The organism is Kitasatospora sp. NPDC085879, from assembly GCF_040686255.1.
In the GTDB taxonomy this organism is placed as follows: domain Bacteria; phylum Actinomycetota; class Actinomycetes; order Streptomycetales; family Streptomycetaceae; genus Kitasatospora.
The window spans coordinates 75,847-101,562 of the sequence record NZ_JBFBJZ010000005.1; the positions used below are offsets into that span (position 1 = coordinate 75,847).

Annotated in this window: 20 protein-coding genes; 8 read left to right on the forward strand and 12 right to left on the reverse strand. The window is 73.3% G+C overall.

What is annotated here, in order from left to right:
• Nucleotides 1-6 precede the first annotated feature (6 nt).
• The 3 genes from AB0P35_RS05965 to AB0P35_RS05975 all read right to left on the reverse strand — a co-directional run bounded on the left by AB0P35_RS05965 (nt 7) and on the right by AB0P35_RS05975 (nt 5,313).
• Nucleotides 7-1,125, reverse strand: coding sequence for a substrate-binding domain-containing protein (locus tag AB0P35_RS05965; RefSeq protein WP_363507079.1), 1,119 nt, complete (start codon nt 1,123-1,125; stop codon nt 7-9).
• Nucleotides 1,122-3,659, reverse strand: coding sequence for a SpoIIE family protein phosphatase (locus tag AB0P35_RS05970; protein WP_363507082.1), 2,538 nt, complete (start codon nt 3,657-3,659; stop codon nt 1,122-1,124). Before AB0P35_RS05970 ends, AB0P35_RS05965 begins: the two co-directional genes overlap by 4 nt.
• A 349-nt stretch (nt 3,660-4,008) precedes the next feature.
• Complete coding sequence (locus tag AB0P35_RS05975; protein WP_363507085.1) at nt 4,009-5,313, reverse strand: ABC transporter substrate-binding protein; 1,305 nt, start codon at nt 5,311-5,313, stop codon at nt 4,009-4,011.
• Between the two features lie 580 nt (nt 5,314-5,893).
• Between AB0P35_RS05975 and AB0P35_RS05980 the strand changes: the two genes are divergently transcribed.
• Nucleotides 5,894-7,111, forward strand: a complete 1,218-nt coding sequence (locus tag AB0P35_RS05980; protein WP_363507088.1) for an ROK family transcriptional regulator — start codon at nt 5,894-5,896, stop codon at nt 7,109-7,111.
• Nucleotides 7,112-7,156: 45 nt separating this feature from the next.
• Here AB0P35_RS05980 and AB0P35_RS05985 read toward each other — a convergent pair whose 3' ends face one another.
• Nucleotides 7,157-7,819, reverse strand: a complete 663-nt coding sequence (locus tag AB0P35_RS05985) for a helix-turn-helix domain-containing protein (RefSeq protein WP_363507091.1) — start codon at nt 7,817-7,819, stop codon at nt 7,157-7,159.
• A gap of 121 nt (nt 7,820-7,940) precedes the next feature.
• On the opposite strand from AB0P35_RS05985, the gene AB0P35_RS05990 reads away from it, so the two are divergent.
• Nucleotides 7,941-9,536 (forward strand): ubiquinol-cytochrome c reductase cytochrome b subunit, encoded by a 1,596-nt coding sequence (locus AB0P35_RS05990; protein WP_363507094.1) that lies wholly within the window; start codon nt 7,941-7,943, stop codon nt 9,534-9,536.
• A 16-nt stretch (nt 9,537-9,552) separates the two neighbouring features.
• Entirely contained in the window at nt 9,553-9,984 is a 432-nt protein-coding gene (locus tag AB0P35_RS05995; RefSeq protein ID WP_363507097.1) for a PPOX class F420-dependent oxidoreductase, read from the forward strand.
• 54 nt (nt 9,985-10,038) lie between these two features.
• Here AB0P35_RS05995 and coaE read toward each other — a convergent pair whose 3' ends face one another.
• Nucleotides 10,039-10,635 (reverse strand): dephospho-CoA kinase, encoded by a 597-nt coding sequence (coaE, locus tag AB0P35_RS06000; RefSeq protein WP_363507100.1) that lies wholly within the window; start codon nt 10,633-10,635, stop codon nt 10,039-10,041.
• Between the two features lie 190 nt (nt 10,636-10,825).
• Between coaE and AB0P35_RS06005 the strand changes: the two genes are divergently transcribed.
• Entirely contained in the window at nt 10,826-11,713 is an 888-nt protein-coding gene (locus AB0P35_RS06005) for an alkaline phosphatase family protein (RefSeq protein ID WP_363507103.1), read from the forward strand.
• On the opposite strand, the gene AB0P35_RS06010 is transcribed toward AB0P35_RS06005, so the two are convergent.
• From AB0P35_RS06010 to AB0P35_RS06020, 3 genes are all read right to left on the reverse strand, one after another.
• A complete protein-coding gene (locus AB0P35_RS06010) occupies nt 11,679-12,389 on the reverse strand; it encodes a class F sortase (RefSeq protein ID WP_363507106.1) in 711 nt (236 codons plus the stop codon). The two genes, AB0P35_RS06005 and AB0P35_RS06010, sit on opposite strands and share 35 nt — an antisense overlap.
• Nucleotides 12,390-12,416: 27 nt before the next feature.
• On the reverse strand, nt 12,417-12,923 hold the full coding sequence (locus AB0P35_RS06015) for a hypothetical protein (RefSeq protein WP_363507109.1): 507 nt from the start codon (nt 12,921-12,923) through the stop codon (nt 12,417-12,419).
• A 183-nt stretch (nt 12,924-13,106) separates the two neighbouring features.
• Nucleotides 13,107-13,748, reverse strand: a complete 642-nt coding sequence (locus tag AB0P35_RS06020) for an MBL fold metallo-hydrolase (protein ID WP_363507112.1) — start codon at nt 13,746-13,748, stop codon at nt 13,107-13,109.
• Between the two features lie 63 nt (nt 13,749-13,811).
• On the opposite strand from AB0P35_RS06020, the gene AB0P35_RS06025 reads away from it, so the two are divergent.
• Nucleotides 13,812-14,228 carry a helix-turn-helix domain-containing protein gene (locus AB0P35_RS06025; RefSeq protein ID WP_363507114.1) on the forward strand — a complete coding sequence of 139 codons (417 nt, stop codon included), beginning with the start codon at nt 13,812-13,814 and terminating at the stop codon, nt 14,226-14,228.
• A gap of 108 nt (nt 14,229-14,336) precedes the next feature.
• Entirely contained in the window at nt 14,337-14,483 is a 147-nt protein-coding gene (locus AB0P35_RS06030; RefSeq protein WP_159400795.1) for a hypothetical protein, read from the forward strand.
• A gap of 19 nt (nt 14,484-14,502) precedes the next feature.
• Here the strand turns inward: AB0P35_RS06030 and AB0P35_RS06035 are convergent, their stop codons facing one another.
• Both AB0P35_RS06035 and rpsA read right to left on the reverse strand, forming a co-directional pair.
• Nucleotides 14,503-16,710, reverse strand: a complete 2,208-nt coding sequence (locus AB0P35_RS06035) for an MMPL family transporter (protein ID WP_363507118.1) — start codon at nt 16,708-16,710, stop codon at nt 14,503-14,505.
• Nucleotides 16,711-16,914: 204 nt separating this feature from the next.
• A complete protein-coding gene (gene rpsA / locus AB0P35_RS06040) occupies nt 16,915-18,405 on the reverse strand; it encodes a 30S ribosomal protein S1 (protein WP_095876832.1) in 1,491 nt (496 codons plus the stop codon).
• 428 nt (nt 18,406-18,833) lie between these two features.
• Here rpsA and AB0P35_RS06045 point away from each other — a divergent pair, with 428 nt between their 5' ends.
• On the forward strand, nt 18,834-19,697 hold the full coding sequence (locus AB0P35_RS06045) for a class I SAM-dependent methyltransferase (RefSeq protein WP_363507121.1): 864 nt from the start codon (nt 18,834-18,836) through the stop codon (nt 19,695-19,697).
• Nucleotides 19,698-19,703: 6 nt separating this feature from the next.
• A complete protein-coding gene (hrpB, locus tag AB0P35_RS06050) occupies nt 19,704-22,208 on the forward strand; it encodes an ATP-dependent helicase HrpB (RefSeq protein ID WP_363507124.1) in 2,505 nt (834 codons plus the stop codon).
• A gap of 15 nt (nt 22,209-22,223) precedes the next feature.
• On the opposite strand, the gene AB0P35_RS06055 is transcribed toward hrpB, so the two are convergent.
• Nucleotides 22,224-22,808 (reverse strand): DinB family protein, encoded by a 585-nt coding sequence (locus AB0P35_RS06055; protein WP_363507127.1) that lies wholly within the window; start codon nt 22,806-22,808, stop codon nt 22,224-22,226.
• Nucleotides 22,809-23,031: 223 nt separating this feature from the next.
• Nucleotides 23,032-25,710: a DNA polymerase I gene (gene polA / locus AB0P35_RS06060; RefSeq protein WP_363507375.1), complete on the reverse strand. Its 2,679-nt coding sequence runs from the start codon at nt 25,708-25,710 to the stop codon at nt 23,032-23,034.
• Nucleotides 25,711-25,716 lie beyond the last annotated feature (6 nt).

Here is a 25,716-nt window from a genome sequence, read left to right on the forward strand (position 1 = left end):
CCGTCCTCACTCGAGCCCGGCGTTCCGGCACGCGGCTGCGAGTTCGGCGGTGCATATCTGGTGGACGGTGTACATCCCGTCCGCGACGACGGTGAGCTTGATGTTCTCGGCGGTCACGGCGACGGGGGTGAGCAGTTTGGCGGGGACGCCCTTGGTCGTGAAGCTGTCGACCGTGGTCTTCGCGATCCCGTCGAGGTTCCCGCCCCGGCCGAGCGCCACGGCCATCTGCGCTGCCGTGTCGGCCTCCGCCTCGTAGGGCTTGTAGACGGTCATGTACTGTTCGCCCGTCACGAGGCGTCGTAGGGCGGGAAGTTCGGCGTCCTCGCCGACCACCGGGGGCAGCGGGTCGACGTGGGCGGCCTTGAGGGCGGCGACGGCCCCGGCCGCGATCACGTCGTCGGCGGCGTAGACACCGTCGATCGTTTCCGGGCCGGCGCTCGCGATGGCGGCGGACGTCGCCGCGTACGCGTCCTGCTTGTTGGGGGCCGGGATCGTGAACGCGCGCGCCGTGTTGAGCCGGACCCCGCCGCTCTTGAGGATGGGCATGGCCACGCTGGTCGACAGGGGGAACGAGGCCGGGGAATTCTTGAACGGGCTGGCGAGCCAGAGGACCTGGCCGCCCTGCGCCTTCGCCCCCATGGCCCTGAGCAGCGCCTGGGCCTGGAGCCGCCCGATGGCGTACGTGTCGAAGGAGACGAAGCCGGAGATCGGGCCGCCGGCGAGCCGGTCGTAGGCGATCACCGGAACTCCTGCGTCCCGGGCCTGCTGCACCGATCGCCGCATCGCCCCTGCGTCGACGGCATCGAAGATGAGGACCCTGACCCCGCTGATCAGCATGGTGTCCAACTGATGGCGCTGGGCGGAGGCGTCGCCCTGGGCGTTGGCGTACTTCACCGTGCAGGCCCCGCAGAGCTCCTTGATCCTCTTCTCGATGAGCGGCTTGTCGAAGTTCTGGTAGCGGGTGGCGTTGTTGTCGGGCATCAGCACGCCGACACTGAAGCCGTCCGATCCCGCGGCGCCCGCCGACAGGTCGGCCGAACCGCCGGTCTGCGCGCAGGCGGCGAACACCAGGGCCGCGGAGACCGCCACGGCCAGGGCGGCGGAGCGGTGCTGTCGGATCCTCACGGCGTCGACTCCCCGTCCCGGTCCGCACGGCCGGAGCCCTGGGCGCCGGGTGCCCCGCGTGCCGGCAGGGCGATTTCACTCCACACCTGTTTGCCGCCGCCGACCGGCACCGAGCCCCAGGCGGTGGACATCGCCTCCACGAGCATGATCCCGCGACCACCCGTCGACTCCCAGTCCACGATGCGCGGCTTGACCGGTGCCCGCGGCAGCGAGTCGGTCACGGCGATGCGCAGCCGGTCTCCGGCCAGCGTCAGGTCCAGGTGGACATCGCCCTGCGTGTGCACGACGGCATTCGTGACCAGCTCGGAGACGACGAGCAGGACCACGTCGGCCTCCTCCGTCACCCCCCAGGAGCGCACCGTGCGTGCGGTGAAACGGCGTGCGTGCATCACGGCATCGGGAAGGCGCCATGCCCGCCAGCTCGCCCGGACCGGCCGCAGCCCCATCCCGTCGTAGCGCAGGAGCAGCAGAGCCACGTCGTCGTGCCGGTCGGCGCCGCTGATCAGTTCGTCGGCCACCCGTCCGACGTCCGAGAAGTCGGCGGCACCGAGCACGTCACGGACCCGCCGCGCCCCGCCGTCCTCGGCCTGCTCCGCGGACACCACCAGGCCGTCCGTCACGAGAGCCAGCACCGCACCGGGCGAGATGTCGACCACCGTGATGGGGAAGTCCGCATCCTCGACGACACCCAGCGGCGGACCGCCCGCCACGTCCACCTCCTCGGTGGTGCCGTCGGGAAGGCGCAACAGGGGCGCCGGATGGCCCGCCCGGACGAACCAGGCGATCCCCTCCTCCATGTTCACGGAGACGTAGCAGCAGGTCGCGAAGAGATCCGTCTTCATGCCGACGAGAAGGCGGTTGGCCCGGGCGAGGACGACGTCGGGCGGATGGCCCTCCGCCGAGTAGGCCCTGACCGCGGTGCTCACCTGGCCCATGATCGTCGCGGCCTCGGCACTGTGCCCCTGCACGTCCCCGATGACGAGCGCGAGTTGGTTGTTGGAGATGATCACGTCGTACCAGTCGCCGCCCATCTCAAGGCCCGCCGTGCCGGGCAGGTAGCGGGCCACGGCCACGGCGCCGGGCAGCGACGGCAGCTCACGGGGCAACAGGCTGGTCTGGAGCACGCGAACGAGTTCACGCTCGGTGTCGATCGCCTGGGCACGGGCCAGGGCCTCCGCCGCGCGTCCCGCGGTCACCGCGAGCCAGGACCGCTCCTGGGCGGTGACCCGGCGCGGAGCGTCCCAGCCGGCGAGGCAGGCTCCGACCACCCGGCCCTCGGCGGACAACGGCAGCACGGCGAGGCCACCCGGGCCGACACCCGCCAGGCCGGGTTCGAGGGCGCCGCCCGCGGGCCACACGGTCGTCCGGCCCTCGCCCAGCACGGCGGCCAGAGCGGGGGAGGCCGACAGGGAGAGTTCGAGCCACTCGGTGCGCCCGTCCGGCCGCCAGGTCCTCGGCCACGTCCCGGGTGTCGGCGGGTCCAGCGCGGTGACCGCCAGCCGGTCGCCGCGGAGGACGGCGAACGCCAGCCGGTCGGCGTTCAGCCGGGTGCCGAGGCTGTCCACCACGATGCGCCCGACGTCCTGCACCGTCGTCGCCACGGCCAGGGCGGCGGTGAGTTCCTCCACCCGGGCGACCTCGGCAGGGGTGGCACCCTGCGGCATCACGTCGGCGACCACGCCCAGGACGAGCCCCGGTCTGCCCCTGTCGTCGAGCCGTACCCGGCACCGCAGGTGCAGCCAGCGCGGCTCACCGGAGGACCGGCGGGCACGGAAGACCAGATCCCGCACCTCGGAGGTCGCTCCGCTGCGCCCCACGATGGACATGAAGGTGGGGAGGTCGTCCAGCAGCGTGTGGGCGATCAGGCTCTCCACGTGCCCGTCGAAGGTGCCCGGGTCGACGTCGAAGAGTTCGAGCATCGTCGCGTCCGTGTGGATGCGGCCGGTGCCGCGGTCGAGGGTGAAGGTACCGATGCGGTCCCAGGGCAGCCGGTGGCCCCGGACTGCGCCGCGTCCCGTCCGCTCGCCGCCGTCCACGTCCATGTACGTGGACACGAGGTCGGCGTACAGCTCCAGGAGGGTCCGCCGGTCGAGGACCGGCCCCGCCGGGTCGTCCCACACGACGACCAGGCACCCCGGCGCGGCGCCGCCTGCCGCCGGCGGGACGGTCGTCAGGGGCATCACGCCCATCGAGGCGCCGATGCCCGCCTCGCCGTAGGACACGACCTGCGCGGTGTCCAGCCAGAGCGGCCGGTTCGAACGGACCGCGTCGGCAAGGGGAGAGCGACCGCTCAGCGCGCAGACGGCAGGGAGGCCGTACCTGCCGGTGGCCGCACCGGCGGCTTCGGTGAGTCTCAGCTCGTGAGCGTCCGGATCCACCAGGTAGGCGGCGGCCTGGTCCGCGCCGGCCACCGCACGGAAGCGCTCTACTCCGCTTCGCAGCGGTCCGAGGTCCATGAGGTTCTCGACCCAGCCGTTCGACGAGCCGCCGTCGCGACTCGCGCTCAGGGCGCCGTCGCTCACATTCCTGCCCATCGACACACCCCACCGCTCGTGGTACATGCCGGGCGCCCAGGCAGGTTGACGCCCACTGTGCGGTCGCACCTTCGGCGACGAGCCTCCTTCCCGCTCTCGCCGGTGCCGGTTCCGCGTCGTGCGCTTCCGGTGTCCGGAAGGATGCGACATCCTCTCCCCGGAACGGGAGAAGACTTATACCAGCATGCCACCGGGATGTCGTGCGGGCCTCTCCGACTCTCCCGCTCCGCTGCCCAGTTCGGGCAGCCCCCGCCCCGGTGGCGGCACCGGGGCGGGAGCCCGCGTGCTTCAGGTGTCACATGAGTCTCCGTCGTCGACTCGCTGGTCCGCCCGGCGGGTCGTGGTGGTGTCAGGGGGTGGCGGCCAGCGCGGCGGTGATGTCGTTCTGGGCCTTCTTGAGGGCGTTGGCCGGGGTGCTGGTGCCGGTGAGGGCGGCGTTGACGTCGGTGTAGATGGCCTTGCTGACGTTGGCGTAGTCGGCGGTCCAGGTGGGGCGGGTGACCATGCGGTTCATGAAGGCGACCTGGAAGACGGGGTTGGCGTTCTGGACGTCGAGGTCGTCGAGGACGCCGCTGCGGGCGGGCAGCAGGCCGCCCTTGACGGCGAGGATCTTCTGGGCTTCGAGGCCGGTCATCCACCGGACGAAGGCGAGATCGGCGTCGATGTTCCTGCTGTGCGGGTTGACGTAGAGGCCCCAGCCGCCGACGGTGGTGCGGCCGCGGCCGATCTGGCCCTCGAAGGCCGGGAGGTTGACGACACCGACCTTGCCGCTGATCTTCGAGGCGGGGTTCTCCCGGGCATCGTTGTAGCCGTAGGCCCAGTTGCGCAGGAAGGCGCTCTGGCCGCTGTTGAACAGGGCCTGGGACTCGTCCTCCTTGAAGGTGGTGATCGCCTTGGGGGCGATGCCGTCGTCGATCAGGCCCTTCATGTAGGTGAGGGCTTTCAGGTTCTCGGGGCTGTCGATCTGGGCGGTACCGCCGTGGTAGTCGACGCTTCTGCCGCCGCTGTCGGCGGAGAACTCGGTCCAGCCGCAGGTGAGGCCCTCGTAGCCGGCCCACTGGGCGGAGAAGCCGTACTTGACGAGACCGGCGTCCTGGAGCTGCTTCGCCTCCTGCCGGAGCTGCTCCCAGGTGGTCGGGGCGGGCAGGCGGGCCTTGTCGAGGAGGTCCTTGCGGTAGAAGAGGAAGCCGTTGTCGGTGAAGAGCGGGGCGGCCATGATCTTGCCGTCGTACTGGAGGCCGTCGAGCAGCGTCCGGTCGAAGGACTGCCAGTAGGCGCCGTCGAGGTGCTCGCTCAGCGGAAGGGCGAGTCCTTCCCTGCCGAACTGGGCCGGCCAGACGACATCGCCGTTGTAGACGTCGATCTCGTCGGAACCCCGCAGGATGCTGCCGGTGATGGCCGCGCGATTCCGGTCGGTGTCGGAGGGGACGTCCTTGACGGTGACGTGGATGGCGGGGTGGACCTTCTCGAAAGCCTTGACGAGGGTCTTGCGGAGGTCGACGTCGTTGCGGCCGAACGTGCTCGAGTACCAGGTGATGGTTCCGCTCGGCTCGCTGCCCGGGCTCGTGCTGTGCGGGGCGGCGCAGGCGCTGCCGGTCACGGCGAGCACCACGGTGGCGGCCATGGCGGTGAAGCGGGTTCTGGTGGTGCGCACGGGGACTCCAGGTGCGAAGGCGCGCCCGGTGCGGGCGGCAGGGGGGCGGCGTGACCGTGGAACGGGAATCCGGTGGCCACGCCTCGGGGAACGGGGGTGGGGGGTGGGGGTTCACCACTGCCGGCCGGCGGCGCAGTCCCCGCGTGCCGGGCGGCGCCCTCCGCGGCTCTGGGGTGCGGCCGTGTACGGGCATGCCCGCCGGCCGCGTGGGCGCCTGACCGGCTGGCTGAGAGGCTGGCACTATTAATTTCACGTGTCAAGAAATAAGATGGAAATCGCAGCGACGCACCCGACTGCTCGGCCTCGCGCGGTAGTGTCTCGGCGATGGGTGCGGCGCGTACGGAGGTCCTCGACCTCCCCACCGGCCTGCTACCAGGCCCTCGACCGGGGCGTCGGGACCTGCCGCGCGGAGCCGATTCGCGGCGTTATCGAAATGTCCCCGACATTTTCTGGCATCAAGCAATTATCGGCAGCATGGCGCGGAGGCCCGTCGGGGTGCGGCAGCGTTCGAAGAAACGGGCAAACTGGGGCCCGTGGCGCCGATCGGTGGCCGAAGCAGTCCAGTGGAGGCAAGCCAACCGTGACCGTCCAGACGCCCGCCGGCCGCGCGGTGCCCCGGTTGCTCGCGCCCGCCCGTTCGGCCGTCGATCCGATCGGGCAGCGCACCCGGGCGGATGTGTTCGCCGCGATCCTCACCGCAGGGCCGCTGTCGCGTGTGGAGGTCGCCCAGCGGCTGGAGCTGTCGCAGTCGACCGTGACCAAGGTCGTGAACCCGCTGATGGAGGCGGGCTACCTGGTCGAGTCCACCGCCGAGCCCGCGGGTGCGGTCGGGCGGCCGCGCCGGATGCTGCGGGTGCGCAAGGAACTGCGGCTGGCCGCCGGAGTGAAGATCGGCCCGTCGAAGGTGACCGCGGTCCTCACCGACCTGGGGGCGCAGGAGCTCGCCCGCCGGGAGCAGCCACTGGCCGACCACCGCGTCGAGACGGCGGTGGCGGCGACGGTGGAGGCCGTGCGGCACCTGGTGGCGTCGGTGCCGGGGGCCTCGGATCGGATGCTGGGTGTGGGCGTGGGCCTGAACGGCCACGTGGACCCCACGAGCGGTGTGTGCCACTACTCGGCGCTGATGGACTGGCACGACGTGGACGTGGCCGGTCCGCTGGCCGAGGCGTGCGGGATGCCGGTGGCGGTCAGCAACGACGTGAACACCCTGGTGGTGGCCGAGCAGTGGTTCGGGCACGGCCGCAACACCGACTCGTTCGCGGTCGTGACGGTGGGCGCGGGCGTGGGCTGCGGCCTGCTGCTGGGCGGGCGCCCCTACCTGGGGCGCAGTGGCCTGGCGGGCGAGTTCGGCCATGTCCCCCTCGACCCGGCGGGGCCGGTGTGCAGCTGCGGGAACGTCGGCTGCCTGGAGGCGCTCGCGTCCTATGACGCGGTGCTGCGGCGGCTCCGGGAGGCGGGGCTGACGGACTGCGAGGACATCGACCAGGCGGTGGCGCTTGCGCGCTCGGGCCGCGGGCCGGACGCGAAGGCGGCGCTGGCGGCGTTCGCGGCGGCCGGCGAGGCGCTGGGGCGGGGGCTGGCGGGGCTGTGCAACCTGCTGAACCTGGAGAAGATCGTCCTGGCGGGCGAGGGGGCGACGGCGCAGGATCTGTTCGGTCCGGCGCTGGTGGCAGCGCTCCGCGAGCACGCGTTCTCCACGGCGGCGGCCGACTGCGAGCTGGTGGTCGACGCGGTCACCGACGACCTGTGGGCGCGGGGCGCGGCCTGCCTGGTGATCCGGGACGCGGTCGGAGCCTGAGCACGGAGCGGCGACCCGCGGCCCCGCTTCCCGAGCGGTAGCGACTCAGGTCGCGTCCGGGGCTTCCCAGAGACCCGCGAAGAGCTGGTCCAGCCGGTCGTCGCCGACCGGCGGTTCGGGGAGCGGGTGGGCGGCGCGGGTGCGGAAGCCGTCCAGCAGCAGGGCGAGATGGCGCCGCCACAGGCCCGGCCGGAGGCCGTCCGCGGCGGGCACCGCGCGGCAGAGCGGGCCGAGCAGGAACAGCAGGTCCATCGGGACGACGTCGCGCCGCATCGTGCCCTGCTCCTGGGCCCGGGCGACCAGGGTGCCGACGGTCTCCGCGTTGCGGTGGCTCATCTCTGCGAGCACCGGGACGGTCGGAATCGCCATCGTCACCAGGTCGTTGATGCCCCGGCTGGTGGCGACGAGTTCGAAGATCCGCGTGAAGTAGCCCTCGACGGCCGTCCAGGCGTCGTCGACCGCCAGGGCCTCCTCGCCCGCCTCCGCGAGGACGGCGGCAGCCGCCCGAAAGACCTCGCCGATCAGGTCCTCGCGGGTCGGGAAGTGCCGGTAGAGGGTGGCGTTGCCGACCCCGGCCCGCCGGGCGATGACGTCGAGCGGGGCGTCGAGGCCGAGTTCGGCGAAGACGTCGGCGGCGGCCGCGACCAGCGCCTCGCGATTGCGCCGCGCGTCCCGCCGCTGCGGCGCCGGCCGCTCTGCGTCTGCCATGCGGACACCCTAACAACCCGAAAGCGGGGAGCTCTCCCCGTTACTGCTAGGGTGTGGCCACAAAATGGGGAGCCATCCCCGTTTTGGCTCCGGACAACGCCGGCCTGCCCAGGGAGACGTGATGCCCCATCCACCGACCATCGACCGGCGGGGCACCCCCGCGGCACCGGACCGGGCGCAGCGCGCCGCGGACTGGGCGGACGGACGGCTGGGGCTCTACGCCCTCGCCAAGTCGAACATCCGCAAGGTCTTTCCGGACCACTGGTCGTTCATGCTCGGCGAGATATGCCTCTACAGCTTCGTGGTGATCATCCTGACCGGCGTCTATCTGACGCTGTTCTTCAAGCCGAGCATGGCCGAGACCGTGTACCACGGTCCGTACGCCCCGCTCAACGGCATCCGGATGTCCGAGGCGTACGCCTCGACCATGGACATCAGCTTCGAGGTGCGCGGCGGTCTGCTGATCCGTCAGATCCACCACTGGGCTGCTCTGGTGTTCGTGGCCGCGATGTTCGTCCACATGATGCGGGTGTTCTTCACCGGGGCGTTCCGCAAGCCGCGCGAGGTCAATTGGTTGTTCGGGTTCCTGCTGCTCTTCCTCGGCATGTTCGACGGTTTCATGGGCTACTCGCTGCCGGACGACCTGCTGTCCGGTACCGGTATCCGCTTCATGGAGGGCGCGATCCTGGCGGTGCCGCTGGTCGGCACGTACCTGCAGATGTTCCTGTTCGGCGGCCAGTTCCCCGGCACCGACATCGTGCCGCGGTTCTTCACCGTCCACGTGCTGCTGATCCCGGGCATCATGCTGGGCCTGCTGGTGGCCCACCTGATCCTGGTCTTCCACCACAAGCACACCCAGTGGGCCGGGCCCGGCCGCACCGAGGAGAACGTGGTCGGCATGCCGCTGATGCCGGTCTACCTGGCCAAGGCCGGCGGGTTCTTCTTCCTGGTGTTCGGCGTCATCGCGGCCGTCTCCGCGATCGCCACGATCAACCCGATCTGGGCGTACGGCCCGTACCGCCCCGACCAGGTGTCCACCGACGCCCAGCCCGACTGGTACATGGGCTTCGCGGAGGGCCTGATCCGGGTGATGCCGGGCTGGGAGGTCCGGGCCTGGGGCCACACCCTCAACCTCGGCATCCTGATCCCCTTCCTGGCCTTCCCCGCCGTGCTCGGTGCGATCGCCGGCTATCCCTTCCTGGAGGCGTGGCTCACCCGCGACCGGCGCGAGCGCCACCTGCTGGACCGGCCACGCAACGCCCCGGTGCGGACCGCCCTCGGCGCGGCCTGGATCAGCCTCTACCTGGTGCTGCTGGCGGGCGGGGGCAACGACCTGATCGCCACCCACCTGCACCTGTCGCTCGACTCGATCACCCACGTCGTCCGTGTCGGCTTCTTCGTCGTCCCGGCGCTGACCTTCTTCGCCGCCAAGCGGTGGTGCCTCGGGCTGCAGCGCCGCGACCGGGACAAGGTGCTGCACGGCCGGGAGAGCGGCATCATCACGCGCCTGCCGCACGGCGAGTACACCGAGTCGCACACCCCGCTGCCGCCCGCCGACCTGCACCGGCTCACCGCCCACCACCAGCACCGGCCGGCCGATGCGGGCACCCGGCTCCACGCCGCCCTCTCCCGTACCTGGTTCGGCCCGGGCGGCCAGATCGCCAAGCCCACCGCCGAGGAGTACCGCGAGGTCACCGACGGCTCCGGACACCACTGACCGGCGGAGGGGAACGATGAGCCACCCACCCGACGGCCTCGCCGACGCCCGTCGCCTCCTGCTGACCACCTTCGGCCCGGACGGCACCACCACCACCGCCGCCACCTGGGTCGTCCCGGACGGCTCCGGACTGGGCGTCTGGGCACCCGCCGACTCCCCCGCCGTCCGGCAGGTCCGCAGCAGGCCCCGGGTGCTGGTCGCCGCCTGCGACCCGTACGGCCGGCCGGTCGGCCGGGTGCTGGCCGCCCGCGCGGCGGTGTGCGGCCCCGAGCACACCGCCCGCTACCGCACCTCACTGATCGACAAGTACGGGCTCGCCGCCGTGTTCGCCCTCGCCCGCAGCCGCCTGCGGGTCGGCCTCGCCGGCACCGTCGGCATCCGCATCACCCTCGCCGCCCCCGCCCTGCTCCACCCCTGGCACCCCGACCCGTGGTACAGCCCGAACTGACGGGGCGAGCCCGGGGCCCCTGTCGGCTGCACGGCCCGACCCGCAGTCGGCCGGCTACGCCCGGTCGGCGGTCAGCTGCTCCCAGACCTCCCGGACGCGGGCGGTGAGTTCGTCCAGTGTGCCGCTGTTGTCGACGACGATGTCGGCGACGGCGAGCCGGGCCTCGCGGGTGGCCTGGGCGGCCATCCGGGCCTTGGCCTCGTCCTCGGCCATGCCGCGCAGCCGCACCAGCCGGTCGAGCCGGATCTCGTCGGGCACGTCGACGACGACGACCTTCTCGTAGAGCGGGGCGAGCCCGTTCTCGGCGAGCAGCGGGACGTCGTGCACGACGATGTCGTCCGGCCCGGCGGCGGCCTCGAGTTCGGCGGAGCGGGCACGCACCAGCGGGTGGACGATCGCGTTGAGCGCGGCGAGCCGGGCGGGGTCGCCGAAGACGAGGCGGCCGAGGGCGGGCCGATCGAGCGAGCCGTCGGGCTGCAGCACCTCGGGGCCGAACTCGGCGACGACGGCGCGCAGTCCGCCGGTGCCGGGGGCCACCACCTCGCGGGCGATCAGGTCGGAGTCCACGATCACCGCGCCGAGCGCGGCGAGCTGCCGGGACACCTCGCTCTTGCCCGCGCCGATCCCGCCTGTCAGTCCGATCCTCAGCATGGCGCCCAGGCTACCGTCCGGTCACCTGCGCGGGTCGACCGCTCCCCCCGGCCGGTCGCGGCGGGGCGAACGGCGGTCGAACATCCGGCGCCGGCGCGGCGAACTCCCCGCGTGCGGGGGTGCGAACGGACGGGTGGGGGTCCGGTACTGGTTAGGGTGCCGGGGATCGTCCGACCCGAGAGGAGCACCGATGTCCCCCACCTGGCCCGCCGGTCCGAGGCGGGTGCTGGTCGTCGGCATCGACGGCGTCCGGCTCGACCTGCTGCCGTCGCTGCACACCCCGTACCTGGACGGGGTGGCCGAGGCGGGCTTCCTCGCCGAGGTGCGGGTGGACGAGGCGACGCCCACGATGTCCGGCCCGTGCTGGGCGACCGTGGTGACCGGTGTCGGGGTGGCCAAGCACGGCGTGTTCGGCAACCACTTCGGCGGCAACCGGCTGGACGTCTTCCCGGACTTCACCACCCGGCTGGCGGCCGTCCACCGGCGCCGGACCTTCGCGGCGGGCGGCTGGGAGCCGCTGTTCCTGGCCCGCAGCGGCGGCCCGCTGTTCGCGGCACCGGGCCGCCTGGCGTACATCGCGCCGCTGGAGGACACCCCGGAGGCGTGGGAGGTCTGCGACGAGCGGGTGACGGCGGAGGCCGAGTACGTGCTGGGCCGCAGCGGCGACGATCCGCAGGCGTCCTTCGTCTACCTGGGCGCGGTCGACGAGACGGCGCACTTCGTGGGCTGCGGCGAGGAGTACCGGCGTTCGGTGGAGACGGCGGACGTCCGGCTGGGCCGGCTGCTGGCGGCGGTCCGCGGCCGGTCCTCGTACGCCGAGGAGGAGTGGACGGTGATCGTGGTGACCGACCACGGGCATCTGGACGGCGGCGGGCACGGCGGGCGTACCGAGGTGGAGCGGACGGCGTGGATCGCGGCGTGCGGCCCGGGGATCGTCCCCGGCGGTCCGGTGCTGCCGCTGCACCACACCGATGTGGCGGCCCACGTGTTCGCGGCGCTGGAGATCGTGCCGGACCCGCACTGGACGTTGGACGGCCGCCCGTTCACCCCTGTGGCAGAACCGGTCGCAGCGATCTGACGGGTCGTCGCAGCGCCTGCACGAGGTGGGCGTAGACGACGACGTTGCCCAGGTAGCCGGTGGCGCGGGTGTAGCCGCCGCCGCAGGTGATGACGCGCAGTTCCGGGCGGGCGGTGGCGCCGTAGACCCGGTCGTCGGGGAAGCCGTCCTTGGGCAGCACCTCGACGGCGTCGACGGCGAAGCGGGCGGTGCTGCCGTCGGCGCGCAGCACGTCGAGGGTGTTGCCGCGGTGGAGGGAGCCGAGCGACCAGAAGACGGCGCGGCCGCGGTCGGTGTCGACGTGGCCGACCAACAGGGCGTTCCCGGCGCTGCCGGGGGCCGCGCCGAGGCGGTACCAGCCGGCGAGGTTGCGGTCGGCCTCGGGGGGCAGCTGGAGGCCGCCGCGGGTGTCCAGGCCGACCCCGGTGACGGGGGCGTCGACGCCGATGGCCGGGATGCGCAGCCGGGTCGGCAGGGAGAAGGGCATGGCGGCGGGTGTGCCCGCCGCGGCCCGCGCGGCCGCCGCCGACGTCGGCCGGTCGGCGGCTGCGGCAGCGGCGGGCCGGGCGTCGGCCGCGGCGGGCACGGGCGGGGCCTGGGTGCGGGTGCCGTCGTGCACCAGCCAGGCGCCGGCGGTGGCACAGGCCGCGGCCGCGGCGAGGGCCGCGCGGGCCCCGCGGGTCGGTGGTCGTCGCACCGTCGGCGCCTCCTGCACGGTGGGCGGTCAGGCCCGGGCGGGGCGCCGGCGGCGCAGCAGGACGGTGCCGCCGACGAGGCCGGCCGCGAGAAGGGCCCCGCCGGCGGCGGTCTCGACCGGGTCCACCCCGAGGATGCCGCCGCCGCCTCCGGCGAGGGACGGCCCCTTGGGCACGAACGCGGTGGTGGTGGGGAAGAGTTCGGGCCCGCAGGTGACGGCGGCGGAGGCGCCGCCGACGGTCACCTCGACGGTGTCGGCGCTCTTGGTGAGCACCTTCGTCCCGGCGGAGGTGGTGAAGCTCGTGCCCGGCGCGCCGGGGACGTGCTCGCCCTGGGCGTCGACGACGCGGACCTCGCCGACGCCGGCGCAGGCGACGACGTCGCCGTTCACCAACTCCAGACTGCCGCCCTCGGTGCGGCCCTTGAACGGTGTGGCCGCGCCGTCCGCGTACGCAATGCCCGCACCGGCGGTGAGCGTGGCCAGCACTCCGCAGGCCACGGCGGCGGCCGCACCCGCCCTCGTCCCGATCGACATCCGTCCTCCTTGCCCGTGGAGCCGCGACGGTTACGCGGCCCCCTGGCCCCACAGGGTCCCGGACCGGAGACGGACATACCACCGCCAATCGGGTGTTTATCACGACAACTCACATAATCCGCTTACGAATTGTCAGGGCGGCGCCCAACGGCCGTGCGCGGCACGGACGAACGGCACGAGCCGTCAGCCGAGGTCGAGTTGCCCCCCCGCGGCGAGCTGCGTGAACGGAGCACCCGTCCCCGGACCGCCCTCGCCGAGCAGCCGCCCGTGCACCATCTGCCCGACGTCGCTGAGCACCGCCTCGTGGATCGCCAGCGCCCGGCCGGGGCCGGCCTCCCGGACGTAGTCGATCAGTTCGGACACCTTGGCCCAGGGCCCGGCGATCGGCAGCAGCAGGGTGTCCACCGGGTGCGGCGGCACGGTGAGCGCGTCACCGGGGTGGAAGAGCCGCCCGTCGAGCAGGAAGCCGATGTTGCCGACGCGCGGGATGTCGGGGTGGATGACGGCGTGCCACTCACCGTGCACACTCACCTCGAGGCCGTCGATGTCGAAGGCGTCGCCCTCGCCGACCGCGGTGACCCGCGCGCCGATGCCCTCCAGCTTGTCGGCCACCGAGCGGTTGGTCCAGATCCGCAGGCCCGGCTCGGCCTCGACGGCGGCACGCAGCCGCTCCTCGGCGAAGTGGTCCATGTGCTCGTGGGTGATCAGGACGGCGTCCGTGCCCCGGGTGGCGTCGGCCTCGGTGAACAGGCCGGGGTCGATGACGACGGTGGTGCCCTGGTGTTCGATGCGGACGCAGGCGTGTCCGAGCTTGGTCAGTCGCATGGCAAAACACTACAGCAAGACTGCACAGTTTGGCTGCAGGAGGTTCTCGGTAGCATGATCCCCATGGACGAGGTCGACCCCCTGGAACTGGCCGCCGAGCTGCGCACCGCCATCGGCACCCTGGTGCGCACCCTCCGCCCCGGCGACGAACTGCCGCAGAACCAGGCCGCCGTCCTCGGCTGGCTGGTCCGCGAGGGCCCCCGCACCACCAGCGAGCTGGCCGCCCTGCAGCGGGTGCGCCACCAGTCGATGGCCCGCACCGTCGCCCTGCTCACCGAGGCCGGCCTGGTCGAGCAGCGGCCGCACGAGACCGACGGACGGAAGCTGCTGATCACCGCGACGGCGGCGGGCACCGCGGCCCTGCACGCCCAGCGCGCACGCCGCGAGGGCACCATCGCGACCGCCCTCACCGAACGGCTCACCCCGGACGAGCGCCTGTTGCTGCAGCAGGCCGTCCCGCTGCTGCGCCGGCTGGCCTGAGCACCGGTCGCGGGTTCGCTCCGGGCTCACCCGGACGGGCGCATGCCGGGCCGTCCGGTCGCGCGTTGGGCAGGCCGCCCGCTACCGCGCCTTCGAAGGGACGCCGCCATGACCCCCGTCCGCACCGCCCTGGTCCTCGCCGCCGCCGTCTGCGGCCTGCTGCTCGGCACCGCCGGCGCCGCCTCCGCCTGCGGCCCGCTGGACGTGGCGGCCGGCCTGGCCCCCGGCTTCGGCAACGCCTGCGTCAACCGCTGAGCGCTGCCGGCGGCCGGCGTCAGCCGGCGAGTGCGACCTGCTCCGCCTCGGCGCGCTGCCCGGGCAGCACCGCCCGCGCGCCGAGCGGCGGCAGTTCCACGTGCTCGCTCAGGCCGATCTTCCGATGCAGCCTGCGCAGCGGCGCGGGCGCCCACCAGTTGAACTCGCCGGCCAGGCTCATCGCGGCCGGCACCAGCAGACAGCGCACCAGGGTGGCGTCCACCGCGACGGCAACCGCCAGCGCGATGCCCATCTGCTTGACCATCAGCATCTGCCCGGCCGCGAAGCCGGCGAAGACGATCACCATCAGCAGCCCCGCCGAGGTGATGATCTTCCCGCTGCGCTGCAGGCCGAGCTGGACGGACCGGGTGCAGTCGTGCCCCTGGTCGTACAGCTCCTTGATCCGGGCGAGCAGGAAGACCTCGTAGTCCATGGACAGGCCGAAGGCGAAGGCGAAGACCAGCACCGGGACGAAGGTCTCCAGGCCGCCCGAGGGGGTGAAGCCGAGCAGGCCGCTGAACCAGCCGTGCTGGAAGACCATGGTGAGCGCGCCGAGCGAGGCGCCCAGCGACAGCAGGTTCATCAGCAGCGCCTTGACCGGCATCACGACCGAGCCGGTCATCAGGAACAACAGGACGAGCGTGCCGAGGGCGACGAGCCCGAGCGCCCACGGCCCGCGGGTGGCGACCTCGTGCTGGAAGTCGGCGACCGAGGCGGCGTCACCGGTCACATAGGTGGTCAGCCCGCCGCGGTCGGCCCGCAGCTCGCCGACGACCTTCTTGGCCTGGCTGCCCTGCGGGTCGCCCTTCACCAGGACGTCGATCGTGGTCAGGTCGTCGCCGACCGGGGTGACCGACCGGACGCCCGCCACGCCGGGCAGCTTCTCGACCACGTCGTCCGCGTACGCCTGCGCGGCCTTCTGGTCGCTCGCCACCACCACCGTGATCGGGGCGGCGGCCTGGTCCGGGAAGCGCTGGGCGACGGTGTCGGCGACCTGCCGGGAGGCGAACGACTTCGGCAGCACGTCCGCGCCGGAGCTGCGCGGGTGGGCGCCGAGGAACGGCGCGCCGGCGGCGGTCAGCAGCGCGACGCACACCAGCATCACCGGCAGCGCGCGCTTCTGGACGCGGCGCACCGTGCGGGAGAAGAAGCCCTCGTCGGGCACCGGCTCGGTCGGCGTCTTGATCCTCCGACCGACGAAGCCGAGCAGCGCCGGGACGAGGGTGAGCGCGGCCGCGACCGCGATCACCACGACGCTCACGCCGGCCACGCCGACCGCCCGGAACACCGGGCTGGTGAAGACGAACAGGCCGGACAGCGCGACCGCTACGGTCAGCCCGGAGAAGGCGACGGTGCGCCCGGCGGTGGCCGCGGTGCGTTCCACGGCCTGCTCGATGGTGGCGCCGTGGCCGCGCTCCTCGCGGAAGCGGTTGACCATCAGCAGCGCGTAGTCGATGGACAGGCCGAGGCCGAGCACGGTGGCGATCGGCAGCACGCTGGTGTCGATGTCCATGATCCGGCTGAAGCCGAACATGGCGAGCAGGGCGCCGCCCACCGAGGCGATCGCGCCGATGCCGGGCAGGCCGGCGGCGGCGAGGCCGCCGAAGACCAGCACCATGACGATCAGGGTCAGCGGCAGGGTGACGATCTCGCCGAAGCGGGTGTCCTTCTCGGTCTGCGCCTTGACCTCCTGCTCCAGCACGAGGTCGCCGCCGACGGTCACGTGCGTGCCGGCGGCGTCGATCGCGTCGAGCCGCTCGGTGACGGCGTCGAGCTGCGCCGGGGTGGAGGCATCGGCCATCCGGACGGCGACCAGGCTCGCCCGGCCGTCGGCCGCGGCCATGCCGGGGGCACCGGAGTAGGCGTCGGCGACCGAGACCACGCCCGGCAGGTGGGAGATGTCGGCGGTGGCGGCCGTGACCGCCGTACGTACCGCCTGGTCGCTCACCGGCGCGCCGTCCACCACGGCGGTGACGGTCCCCTTCACCGGGTCCGCGGCCTGGACGACGGCCGAGCCGCGGGCGGCCTCCGAGCCGCCGGAACCACCGCCGGCGACCGTCCCCTCGAACACCCGGCCGCCGATCAGAACACCGGCCGCCAGCACCAGGGCCCAGAAGGCGAGCACCCAGCGACGGTGGCGGAAGCTCGCCCGGCCGAGGGCTGCGAGCCGCCCGCCGACGCGGTGGTCGGCGGGCGAAGGCGATGCGGCGGTACGGGGTTTGCGCATGAAGGAGCCTTTCGGGCAGTTCCCCTCAATGTAGGCGCAAAGTCCGTTTCGTCCTATAGACGGACGATGAGCGGCATATCACAAATCCTGTGACGTAAACGACACATAAGAAATACCGGACAACAAAGCGGAACCCCCGCCCGGACGATGCCGGGCGGGGGTTCCGCCTGCTACTGCTCAGCCGTCAGGCCGTGCGCGCTGCGATCAGCTCTGGCCGCCGGCCAGCTTCTCGCGGAGCGCGGCGAGCGCCTCGTCCGAAGCGAGAGCGCCGGAGCCCTCGTCGCTGCTGGAGGAGTACGAGCCGCCACCGGAGACCGGGGCCTCCTCGCCGGCCTCGGCGGCAGCGGCGGCGTCGGCCTCGCGGCTCTTGATGACCTGGGCCTGGTGCTGCTCGAAGCGGGCCTGGGCCTCGGCGTACTGCCGCTCCCACTCCTCACGCTGCTTCTCGAAGCCGGGCAGCCAGTCGTTCGCCTCGGGGTCGAAGCCCTCCGGGTAGATGTAGTTGCCCTGGTCGTCGTAGGACGCGGCCATGCCGTACAGGGTCGGGTCGAACTCGACCGACGCCGGGTCGGCACCGAGGGACTCGTTGGCCTGCTTCAGCGAGAGGCTGATGCGACGACGCTCGAGGTCGATGTCGATGACCTTGACGAAGATCTCGTCGCCGACCTGGACGACCTGCTCCGGGATCTCGACGTGGCGCTCGGCCAGCTCGGAGATGTGGACCAGGCCCTCGATGCCCTCGTCCACGCGGACGAACGCACCGAACGGAACCAGCTTGGTGACCTTGCCGGGGACGACCTGGCCGATCTGGTGCGTCCGGGCGAACTGCTGCCACGGGTCCTCCTGGGTCGCCTTCAGCGACAGGGAGACGCGCTCGCGGTCCATGTCCACGTCGAGAACCTCGACGGTGACCTCCTGGCCGACCTCGACAACCTCGGACGGGTGGTCGATGTGCTTCCAGGACAGCTCGGAGACGTGCACCAGGCCGTCGACGCCACCCAGGTCCACGAAGGCACCGAAGTTGACGATCGAGGAGACGACGCCGGAGCGCACCTGGCCCTTCTGCAGGGTGGTGAGGAAGGTCTGGCGGACCTCGCTCTGGGTCTGCTCCAGCCAGGCACGGCGGGACAGGACCACGTTGTTGCGGTTCTTGTCCAGCTCGATGATCTTGGCCTCGAGCTCCTTGCCGACGTACGGCTGGAGGTCGCGGACGCGGCGCATCTCGACCAGCGAGGCCGGGAGGAAGCCACGGAGGCCGATGTCGAGGATGAGACCACCCTTGACGACCTCGATGACGGTACCGGTGACGATGCCGTCCTCTTCCTTGATCTTCTCGATCGTGCCCCAGGCGCGCTCGTACTGCGCACGCTTCTTGGACAGGATGAGACGACCCTCCTTGTCCTCCTTCTGGAGAACCAGGGCCTCGATGTTGTCACCAACGGAGACAACCTCGTGGGGGTCGACGTCGTGCTTGATCGAGAGCTCGCGGGACGGGATGACACCCTCGGTCTTGTAACCGATGTCGAGGAGCACCTCGTCACGGTCGACCTTCACGATGACGCCCTCAACGATGTCGCCGTCGTTGAAGTACTTGATGGTCTCGTCGATCGCCGCGAGGAACGCGTCCGCGTCGCCGATGTCGTTGACCGCAACCTGCGGGGTGGTGCTGACAGAGGTGTCGGTGGGGCTCGTCATTAGGAAAAGGGCTCCGGTACGGACATGAAGTCGTAGGTAATGCCACGCGGAGGGCCCGTATCGCTCCCACCGAAAGCCGGACAGCCAAGAACACGGCGCACCGACCCCGAACTGCATACCTGGGGGGTGTCCGTCTTGCAGACCGTGGGGTCTTCGACAGATGCGAGCGCGACCTGCTCCGTCCGAGGCGCGCAGGCCCGCAGCGCAACTTGTAGCATACGGGGACAGCCGGGCACGGTCAACGCCGAAGCCGGCGAGACCGGTGGAGGCCGGGATCGATCAGGCCATATCCTCCGATAGCGCACCAGAACGGCGGCTGTCGCAGGCGGACATCCCCGGATGCCACCACCCCGACCCGGTTCCACAGGGATCCGGCTCACGGCAGCGGCGCTTCCGCACCCACACCCTACGCGACGGGCCTCAGCATCGTGACCACCACCCCCGACCATCTCGCCGGCGACGGCAGCGCCCAGAGCGCCCAGAGCGACGAGGACGACGCCGTACGGCGCGCGGCCGGCCCCGGCGAGTCCAGCCGGGCCAGCCGCCACTGGTGGGACCGCAACGCCGACGAGTACCAGGACGAGCACGGCGCCTTCCTCGGCGACGACCGCTTCACCTGGTGCCCCGAGGGTCTGGACGAGGCCGACGCCCGCCTGCTCGGCGACCCCGCCGCACTGAAGGGCCTCGACGTGCTGGAGCTCGGCGCCGGCGCCGCCCAGTGCTCCCGCTGGCTGGCCTCCCGCGGCGCACGCCCGGTCGCCCTCGACATCTCCTTCCGCCAGCTCCAGCACTCCCGGCGGATCGACCTCGGCCGCGGCACCGAACCCGTCGCCGTCGTCCAGGCCGACGCCGCGGTGCTGCCCTTCGCCGACGGCTCCTTCGGCCTCGCCTGCTCCGCCTACGGCGCGGTGCCCTTCTCCGCCGACACCGCCGCCCTGATGCGCGAGGTCCACCGCGTGCTGCGGCCGGGCGCCCGCTGGGTGTTCTCGGTGACCCACCCGATCCGCTGGGCCTTCCCCGACGAGCCCGGCGCCGAGGGCCTCACCGCCACCGCCTCCTACTTCGACCGCACCCCCTACGTCGAGCAGGACGAGCAGGGCCACGCCACCTACGTCGAACACCACCGCACCCTCGGCGACCGGGTCCGCGAGCTCACCGCAGCCGGCTTCCGGCTCCTCGACCTCGTCGAGCCGGAGTGGCCCGAGGGCCTCCAGCAGGAGTGGGGCGGCTGGTCGCCGCTGCGCGGCCGGCTCATCCCCGGCACCGCGATCTTCGTCGCGCAGCGGGGCTGAGTGCCGGTGCGTCCCGCAGGGCTGGAACTGCCCGTCCGCACCGCCGTCGCGCCGCTGCAGCGCGCCCTCGCCGAGCACGGCGCCGCGGTGCTCGCCGCGCCGCCCGGCACCGGCAAGACCACCCTCGTCCCGCTCGCCCTCGCCGGGCTCGCGGACGGCCTGCCCGGCCCGGCCCGCCGCGTCCTGGTCGCCGAGCCGCGCCGCCTCGCGGTGCGGGCGGCCGCCCGCCGGATGGCCTGGCTGCTCGGCGGCGGCGTCGGCGAGCAGGTCGGCCTCACCGTCCGCGGCGAGCGGCGGACGGGCCCGCGCACGGTCGTCGAGGTGGTCACCACCGGCGTGCTGCTGCAGCGCCTGCAGCGCGACCCGGAGCTGCCCGGCGTCGACGCCGTCGTCCTCGACGAGTGCCACGAACGCCACCTGGACGCCGACACCGCGCTCGCCTTCCTGCTCGACGTCCGCGCGGCCCTGCGGCCCGAGCTGCAGCTGGTCTGCGCCTCGGCGACCTCCGACACCGCGGCCTGGGCGGCGCTGCTCGGCGGCGCGCCCGTCGTCGAGGCGCACGGCGCCTCCCACCCCGTCGAGGTCGTCCACGCGCCCCCGCCGCGGGCCGTCCGGCCGCCGCACGGCACCCGCACCGACCCGCTGCTGCTCGAACACGTCGCCGCGACCGTCCGCCGGGCCCTCGCCGAACGCGAGGGCGACGTGCTCTGCTTCCTGCCCGGCGTCGGCGAGATCGCCCGGGTCGCCGGGATGCTCGGCGTCGACGCCGAGGTCCTGCAGTTGCACGGACAGGCCCCGCAGGCCGTTCAGGACGCGGCGCTCGCCCCCGGCGGCCGGCGCCGCGTCGTGCTCGCCACCTCCGTCGCCGAGTCCTCGCTGACCGTGCCCGGCGCGCGTACCGTCGTCGACTCCGGCCTCGCCCGCGAGCCGCGCACCGACCACGCCCGCGGCCTCGCCGGCCTGGTCACCGTCCGCGCCTCGCTGGCCGCCGCACGGCAGCGCGCCGGCCGTGCCGGCCGCGAGGCCCCCGGCACCGTCTACCGGTGCTGGGCCGAGGCCGAGGACGCCCGTACCCAGCCCTTCCCCACCCCCGAGATCGCCCTCGCCGACCTCACCGGCTTCGCCCTGCAGGCCGCCTGCTGGGGCGACCCGGACGCCCGCGGCCTCGCCCTGCCCGACCCGCCGCCGGCCGGCGCGATGGCCGCCGCCCGCGACACCCTGCGGGCCCTCGGCGCGGTCGACGCCGACGGGCGGGCCACCGACCGCGGCCGCCGGATCGCCCGGACGGGGCTCCACCCGCGGCTCGCCCGCGCCCTGATCGACGGCACCGACCTGGTCGGCGCCCGCCGCGCCGCCGAACTCGTCGCCCTGCTCTCCGAGGAGCCGCCGCGCGCCCTCGGCGACGACCTGCTCGCCGTCTGGCGGACCGTCCGTGGCGCCGACGACCCGTACGCCCGCCGCTGGCGGGACGAGACCCGGCGGCTGCGCCGCGACGCCGGCGACGCCGACCGGGCGGACACCGTCCCGGACGGGACCGCGGCCGGACTGGTGGTGGCGCTCGCACACCCCGAGCGGATCGCCCGCGCCCGCGGCGGCGACCGCGGCCACCTGATGGCCTCCGGCACCGCCGCCGCCCTCGGCCCCGGCTCCCATCTCGCAGGCACCGAATGGCTCGCGATCGCCGTCGCGGACCGCCCGGCCGGCTCGCCCTCCGCCCGGATCCTGCGGGCCGTCGCCCTCGACGAGGCCACCGCCCGGCGGGCCGGCGCCGCCCTCGTCACCGAACGCGAGGAGGTGCACTGGTCGACCCGCGAAGGCGAGCTGACCGCCCGCCGGGTCGCCCGGCTCGGCGCGGTCGAACTCACCGTCGCCCCGCTGAAGGACCCCGACCCCGCGCTGGTGCGGGCCGCCCTCCTCGACGGGCTGGCCCGCGAGGGCGTCTCGGCACTGCTCGGCTGGCCCGCCGGGGCCGCCGCGCTCCGGCAGCGGCTCGCCTTCCTGCACCGGGTGCTCGGCGGCCCCTGGCCGGACGTCGCCGACGAGGCGCTGCTCGCCCGGGCCGGCGACTGGCTGGAACCGGAGCTCTCCCGCGCCCGCCGCCGGGCCGACCTGGCCCGGATCGACACCGCCGCCGCCCTGCAGCGGCTCCTGCCCTGGGCGACCGGCGAGGCCGGCCGGCTGGACGAGCTGGCGCCGGAGCGGATCGCCGTCCCGAGCGGCTCCAAGGTCCGGGTCGACTACACCGGCGACCGGCCGGTGCTGGCGGTCAAGCTCCAGGAGCTGTTCGGCTGGCAGGCCGCCCCCGCCCTGGCCGGCGGCCGGGTGCCGCTCACCGTGCACCTGCTCTCGCCCGCCGGCCGCCCGGCCGCCGTCACCGGCGACCTCGCCTCCTTCTGGCGGGACGGCTACCGCGCCGTCCGCGCCGAACTCCGCGGCCGCTACCCGCGCCACCCCTGGCCCGAGGACCCGGCCACGGCCGAACCGACCCGACGGGTCAATCCGCGGCGGTGACGCGGCGCCGCCGGGTCAGCCGGTCTGCGGGGGCTCCCACGGGCTGAACCACGGGTCGGGCCACTGCTCGGCAGCGGCCATGAGCGGGTAGAGGGTGGCGCCGTCGATGGTCTCCCGGATGACGTCGGCGTGGCCGCCGTGCCGGGCGGTCTCCTCGATCAGGTGCAGCAGCACCCACCGCACGGACCACGCCTCGACGTCGGCGGGAAACCACGGCACGCCCCTCGGTACCGGCACCGGCTGCCCGAGGTCGGCGATGCCGTGCACGACCGCGTCGGTATCGGCGGCGGCCTGCGCGTAGTCGGCGAGGACCCCGGCGAGCGTCTCGTCGGGGCCGAGGACGAAGTCGGAGGCGTCGTCCTCGTCGGCCGTGCGCTCGGGGCCGCGGGTGCGCTGCAGCACGAGGTCCGTCCAGCCGCGCTCGCAGCGGGTGGCGTGCCTGATCAGCCCGGCGATGTTGAGCTCGCTGGCGGAGGGCGCCGACCGGGCCTGCTCGTCGGTGAGGCCGTACGCGGTGACCCGCAGGCTCTGGCGCTGCTGGGCGAGGTAGGCGAGGAGGGCGTCGCGCTCGTCGGTGACGGGCGGGGCGTGTCCGGGCATGCGGGGCGCCTTTCGGGCGGGTGAGTGGGTGGCCGCAGGGCGGCGCGCACGCCCGCAGGTCGACCCTCCCGCCCGGCGTCGGCCCGGGTCAAGAGAAACCGAAAAGAGAATTTCAGCAACTTGCTGCAAGAGATTGCAGTCACGCCAATGTCATGGCGGAAACGGCGCAGCGGGCCCGCCCCCCGAGGGCGGGCCCGCTGCCACGGATCGGGTGTGCCGCCGGTCAGTGCGCGGCGGCCTCCCAGTTCGGGCCGGAGCCGACCGAGACGTCGAGCGGGGCGCGGAGCGGGTAGGCGCCGGCCATCTGCTCGCGGACGAGCGCCTCGGCCTGCTCACGCTCACCGGGGGCGACCTCCAGCACGATTTCGTCGTGCACCTGGAGGAGCATCCGGGAGCCGAGGCCGGCCGCGGTGAGGGCGCGGTCGACGTTCAGCATGGCGATCTTGACGATGTCCGCGGCGGAACCCTGGATCGGCGCGTTCAGCGCCATCCGCTCGGCCATCTCGCGGCGCTGCCGGTTGTCGCTGGTGAGGTCGGGCAGGTAGCGGCGGCGGCCGAGCAGGGTCTCGGTGTAGCCGACCGCGCGGGCCTCCTCGACGACGTTGTGCAGGTAGTCGCGGACGCCGCCGAAACGCTCGAAGTACGTGTCCATCAGGCCCTGCGCCTCGGCCGGCTTGATGCCGAGCTGCTGGGAGAGGCCGTAGGCGGAGAGGCCGTACGCCAGGCCGTAGGACATCGCCTTGATCTTGCGGCGCATCTCGGCGTCCACGGCGTCCCGGGCGACCTCGAACACCTGGGAGGCGACGGTGGTGTGCAGGTCCTCGCCGCTGAGGAAGGCCTCGATCAGGGCCTCGTCCTCGGAGAGGTGGGCCATGATGCGCAGCTCGATCTGCGAGTAGTCCGCGGTGAGCAGCGACTCGTAGCCCTCGCCGACGACGAAGGCGCGGCGGATCGCGCGGCCCTCCTCGGTGCGGACGGGGATGTTCTGCAGGTTCGGGTCCTGCGAGGAGAGCCGGCCGGTGGCGGCGACCATCTGGTTGAACGTGGTGTGGATGCGGCCCTGCGGGGAGACCGTCTTCAGCAGGCCCTCGACGGTGGTGCGCAGCTTCGCCTGGTCGCGGTGGCGGAGCAGGATGACCGGGAGCTCGTTGGTGGTCTGGGTGGCGAGCCAGGTGAGCGCGTCGGCGTCGGTGGTGTACCCGGTCTTGATCTTCTTGGTCTTGGGCAGGCCGAGCTCGCCGAAGAGGATCTCCTGGAGCTGCTTGGGCGAGCCGAGGTTGAACGGGTGGCCGGCGGCGGCGTGCGCCTCGTCGACGCAGCGCTGGATCTCGGCGGCGAACTGCGACTCCAGGCCGGTCAGCCAGTCGCGGTCGGCGGCGATGCCGTAGCGCTCCATCCGGGCGAGGAGCTCGGCGATCGGCAGCTCCATGTCGTGGAAGAGCTCGGCGGCGCCGACCTCGGCGAGGCGGGTGTCGAAGAGTTCGGCGAGGTCGAGGATCGCCCGGGCCTGCGTCATGAGGGCGCGGGCGGCGGCGCCGGAGTCCTCCTCCGGGGCGTCGAAGGAGAGCTGGCCGGTCTCGGCCGCGGCGGCGGGCGCCAGCGAGCGGGCGAGGTACTCCTCGGCGAGGACGTCGAGGGTGAAGGTGCGCCGCCCGGGCTTCTCCAGGTAGGCGGCGAGGGCGGTGTCGGCGGTGACGCCCCCGATCCGCCAGCCCTGCTCGGCGAAGGCGCGCATCACCTGCTTGGCGATGTGCAGGGCCTTGGGGTGGTCGGGGTCGGCGAGCCAGGCGGTGAAGGCCTGGTCGTCGGCCTGGTCGAGGGCGGCCGGGTCGAACCAGGCGGCGGCGTCCCCGGCGGCGAGGGCGACCTCCTGGACGCGGCCGGCGCCGAGCGCCCAGGTGTAGACGGCGGCGATCGCGGTGCGGTCCTTGCCGTGCTCGGCGAGCCAGGCGGTGAGGGCGCCGGGTGCGGTGAGATGCTCGCCGTCGACCTCGGGGCCGGCGACGGTCTCGGGGGTCTCGGTCTCGGCGGCGCCGGCCAGGTCCAGGGCGTAGACCCGGTCGCGGAAGTTCGGGTTGCGGAACTCCAGCGCCTCCATGATCCGGCCGACGCCCGCCTTGTCGAAGGGGGTGCGGACGAGGTCGGGCACGCCGAGCGGCAGGTGGACGTCGCGGACCAGTTCGGTGAGGACGCGGTTGCGCTTGACCGAGTCGAGGTGCTCGCGGAGCTTCTCGCCGATCTTGCCCTTGACCTCGTCGGCGCGGGCGACCAGTTCGTCGAAGGAGCCGAACTGGTTGACCCACTTCGCGGCGGTCTTCTCACCGACGCCGGGGATGCCGGGCAGGTTGTCCGACGGGTCGCCGCGGAGCGCCGCGAGGTCCGGGTACTGGGCGGGGGTGACGCCGTACTTCTCGGCGACCTTCCCGGGGGTGTAGCGGGTGAGCTCGGAGACGCCCTTGGTCGGGTAGAGCACGGTGGTGTGCTCGCCGACGAGCTGGAGGGAGTCGCGGTCGCCGGTGACGATGAGCACCTCGAAGCCCTCGGCCGCGGCGGCGGTGGCCAGGGTGGCGATCACGTCGTCGGCCTCGAAGCCCTCCGCGGTGATCCGCGGGATGCTCATCGCGTCGAGGAGCTCGCCGATCAGCGGGACCTGGCTGCGGAACTCGTCCGGGGTGGCGGAGCGGTTCGCCTTGTAGTCGGGGAACTCCGCGGAGCGGAAGGTCTGCCGGGAGAGGTCGAAGGCGACCGCGAGGTGCGTCGGCTGCTCGTCGCGCACCGTGTTCGCCAGCATCGACGCGAAGCCGTACACGGCGTTGGTCGGCTGCCCGGTGGTGGTGTTGAAGTTCTCCACGGGCAGCGCGTAGAAGGCCCGGTAGGCCATCGAATGCCCGTCGAGCAGCATCAGCCG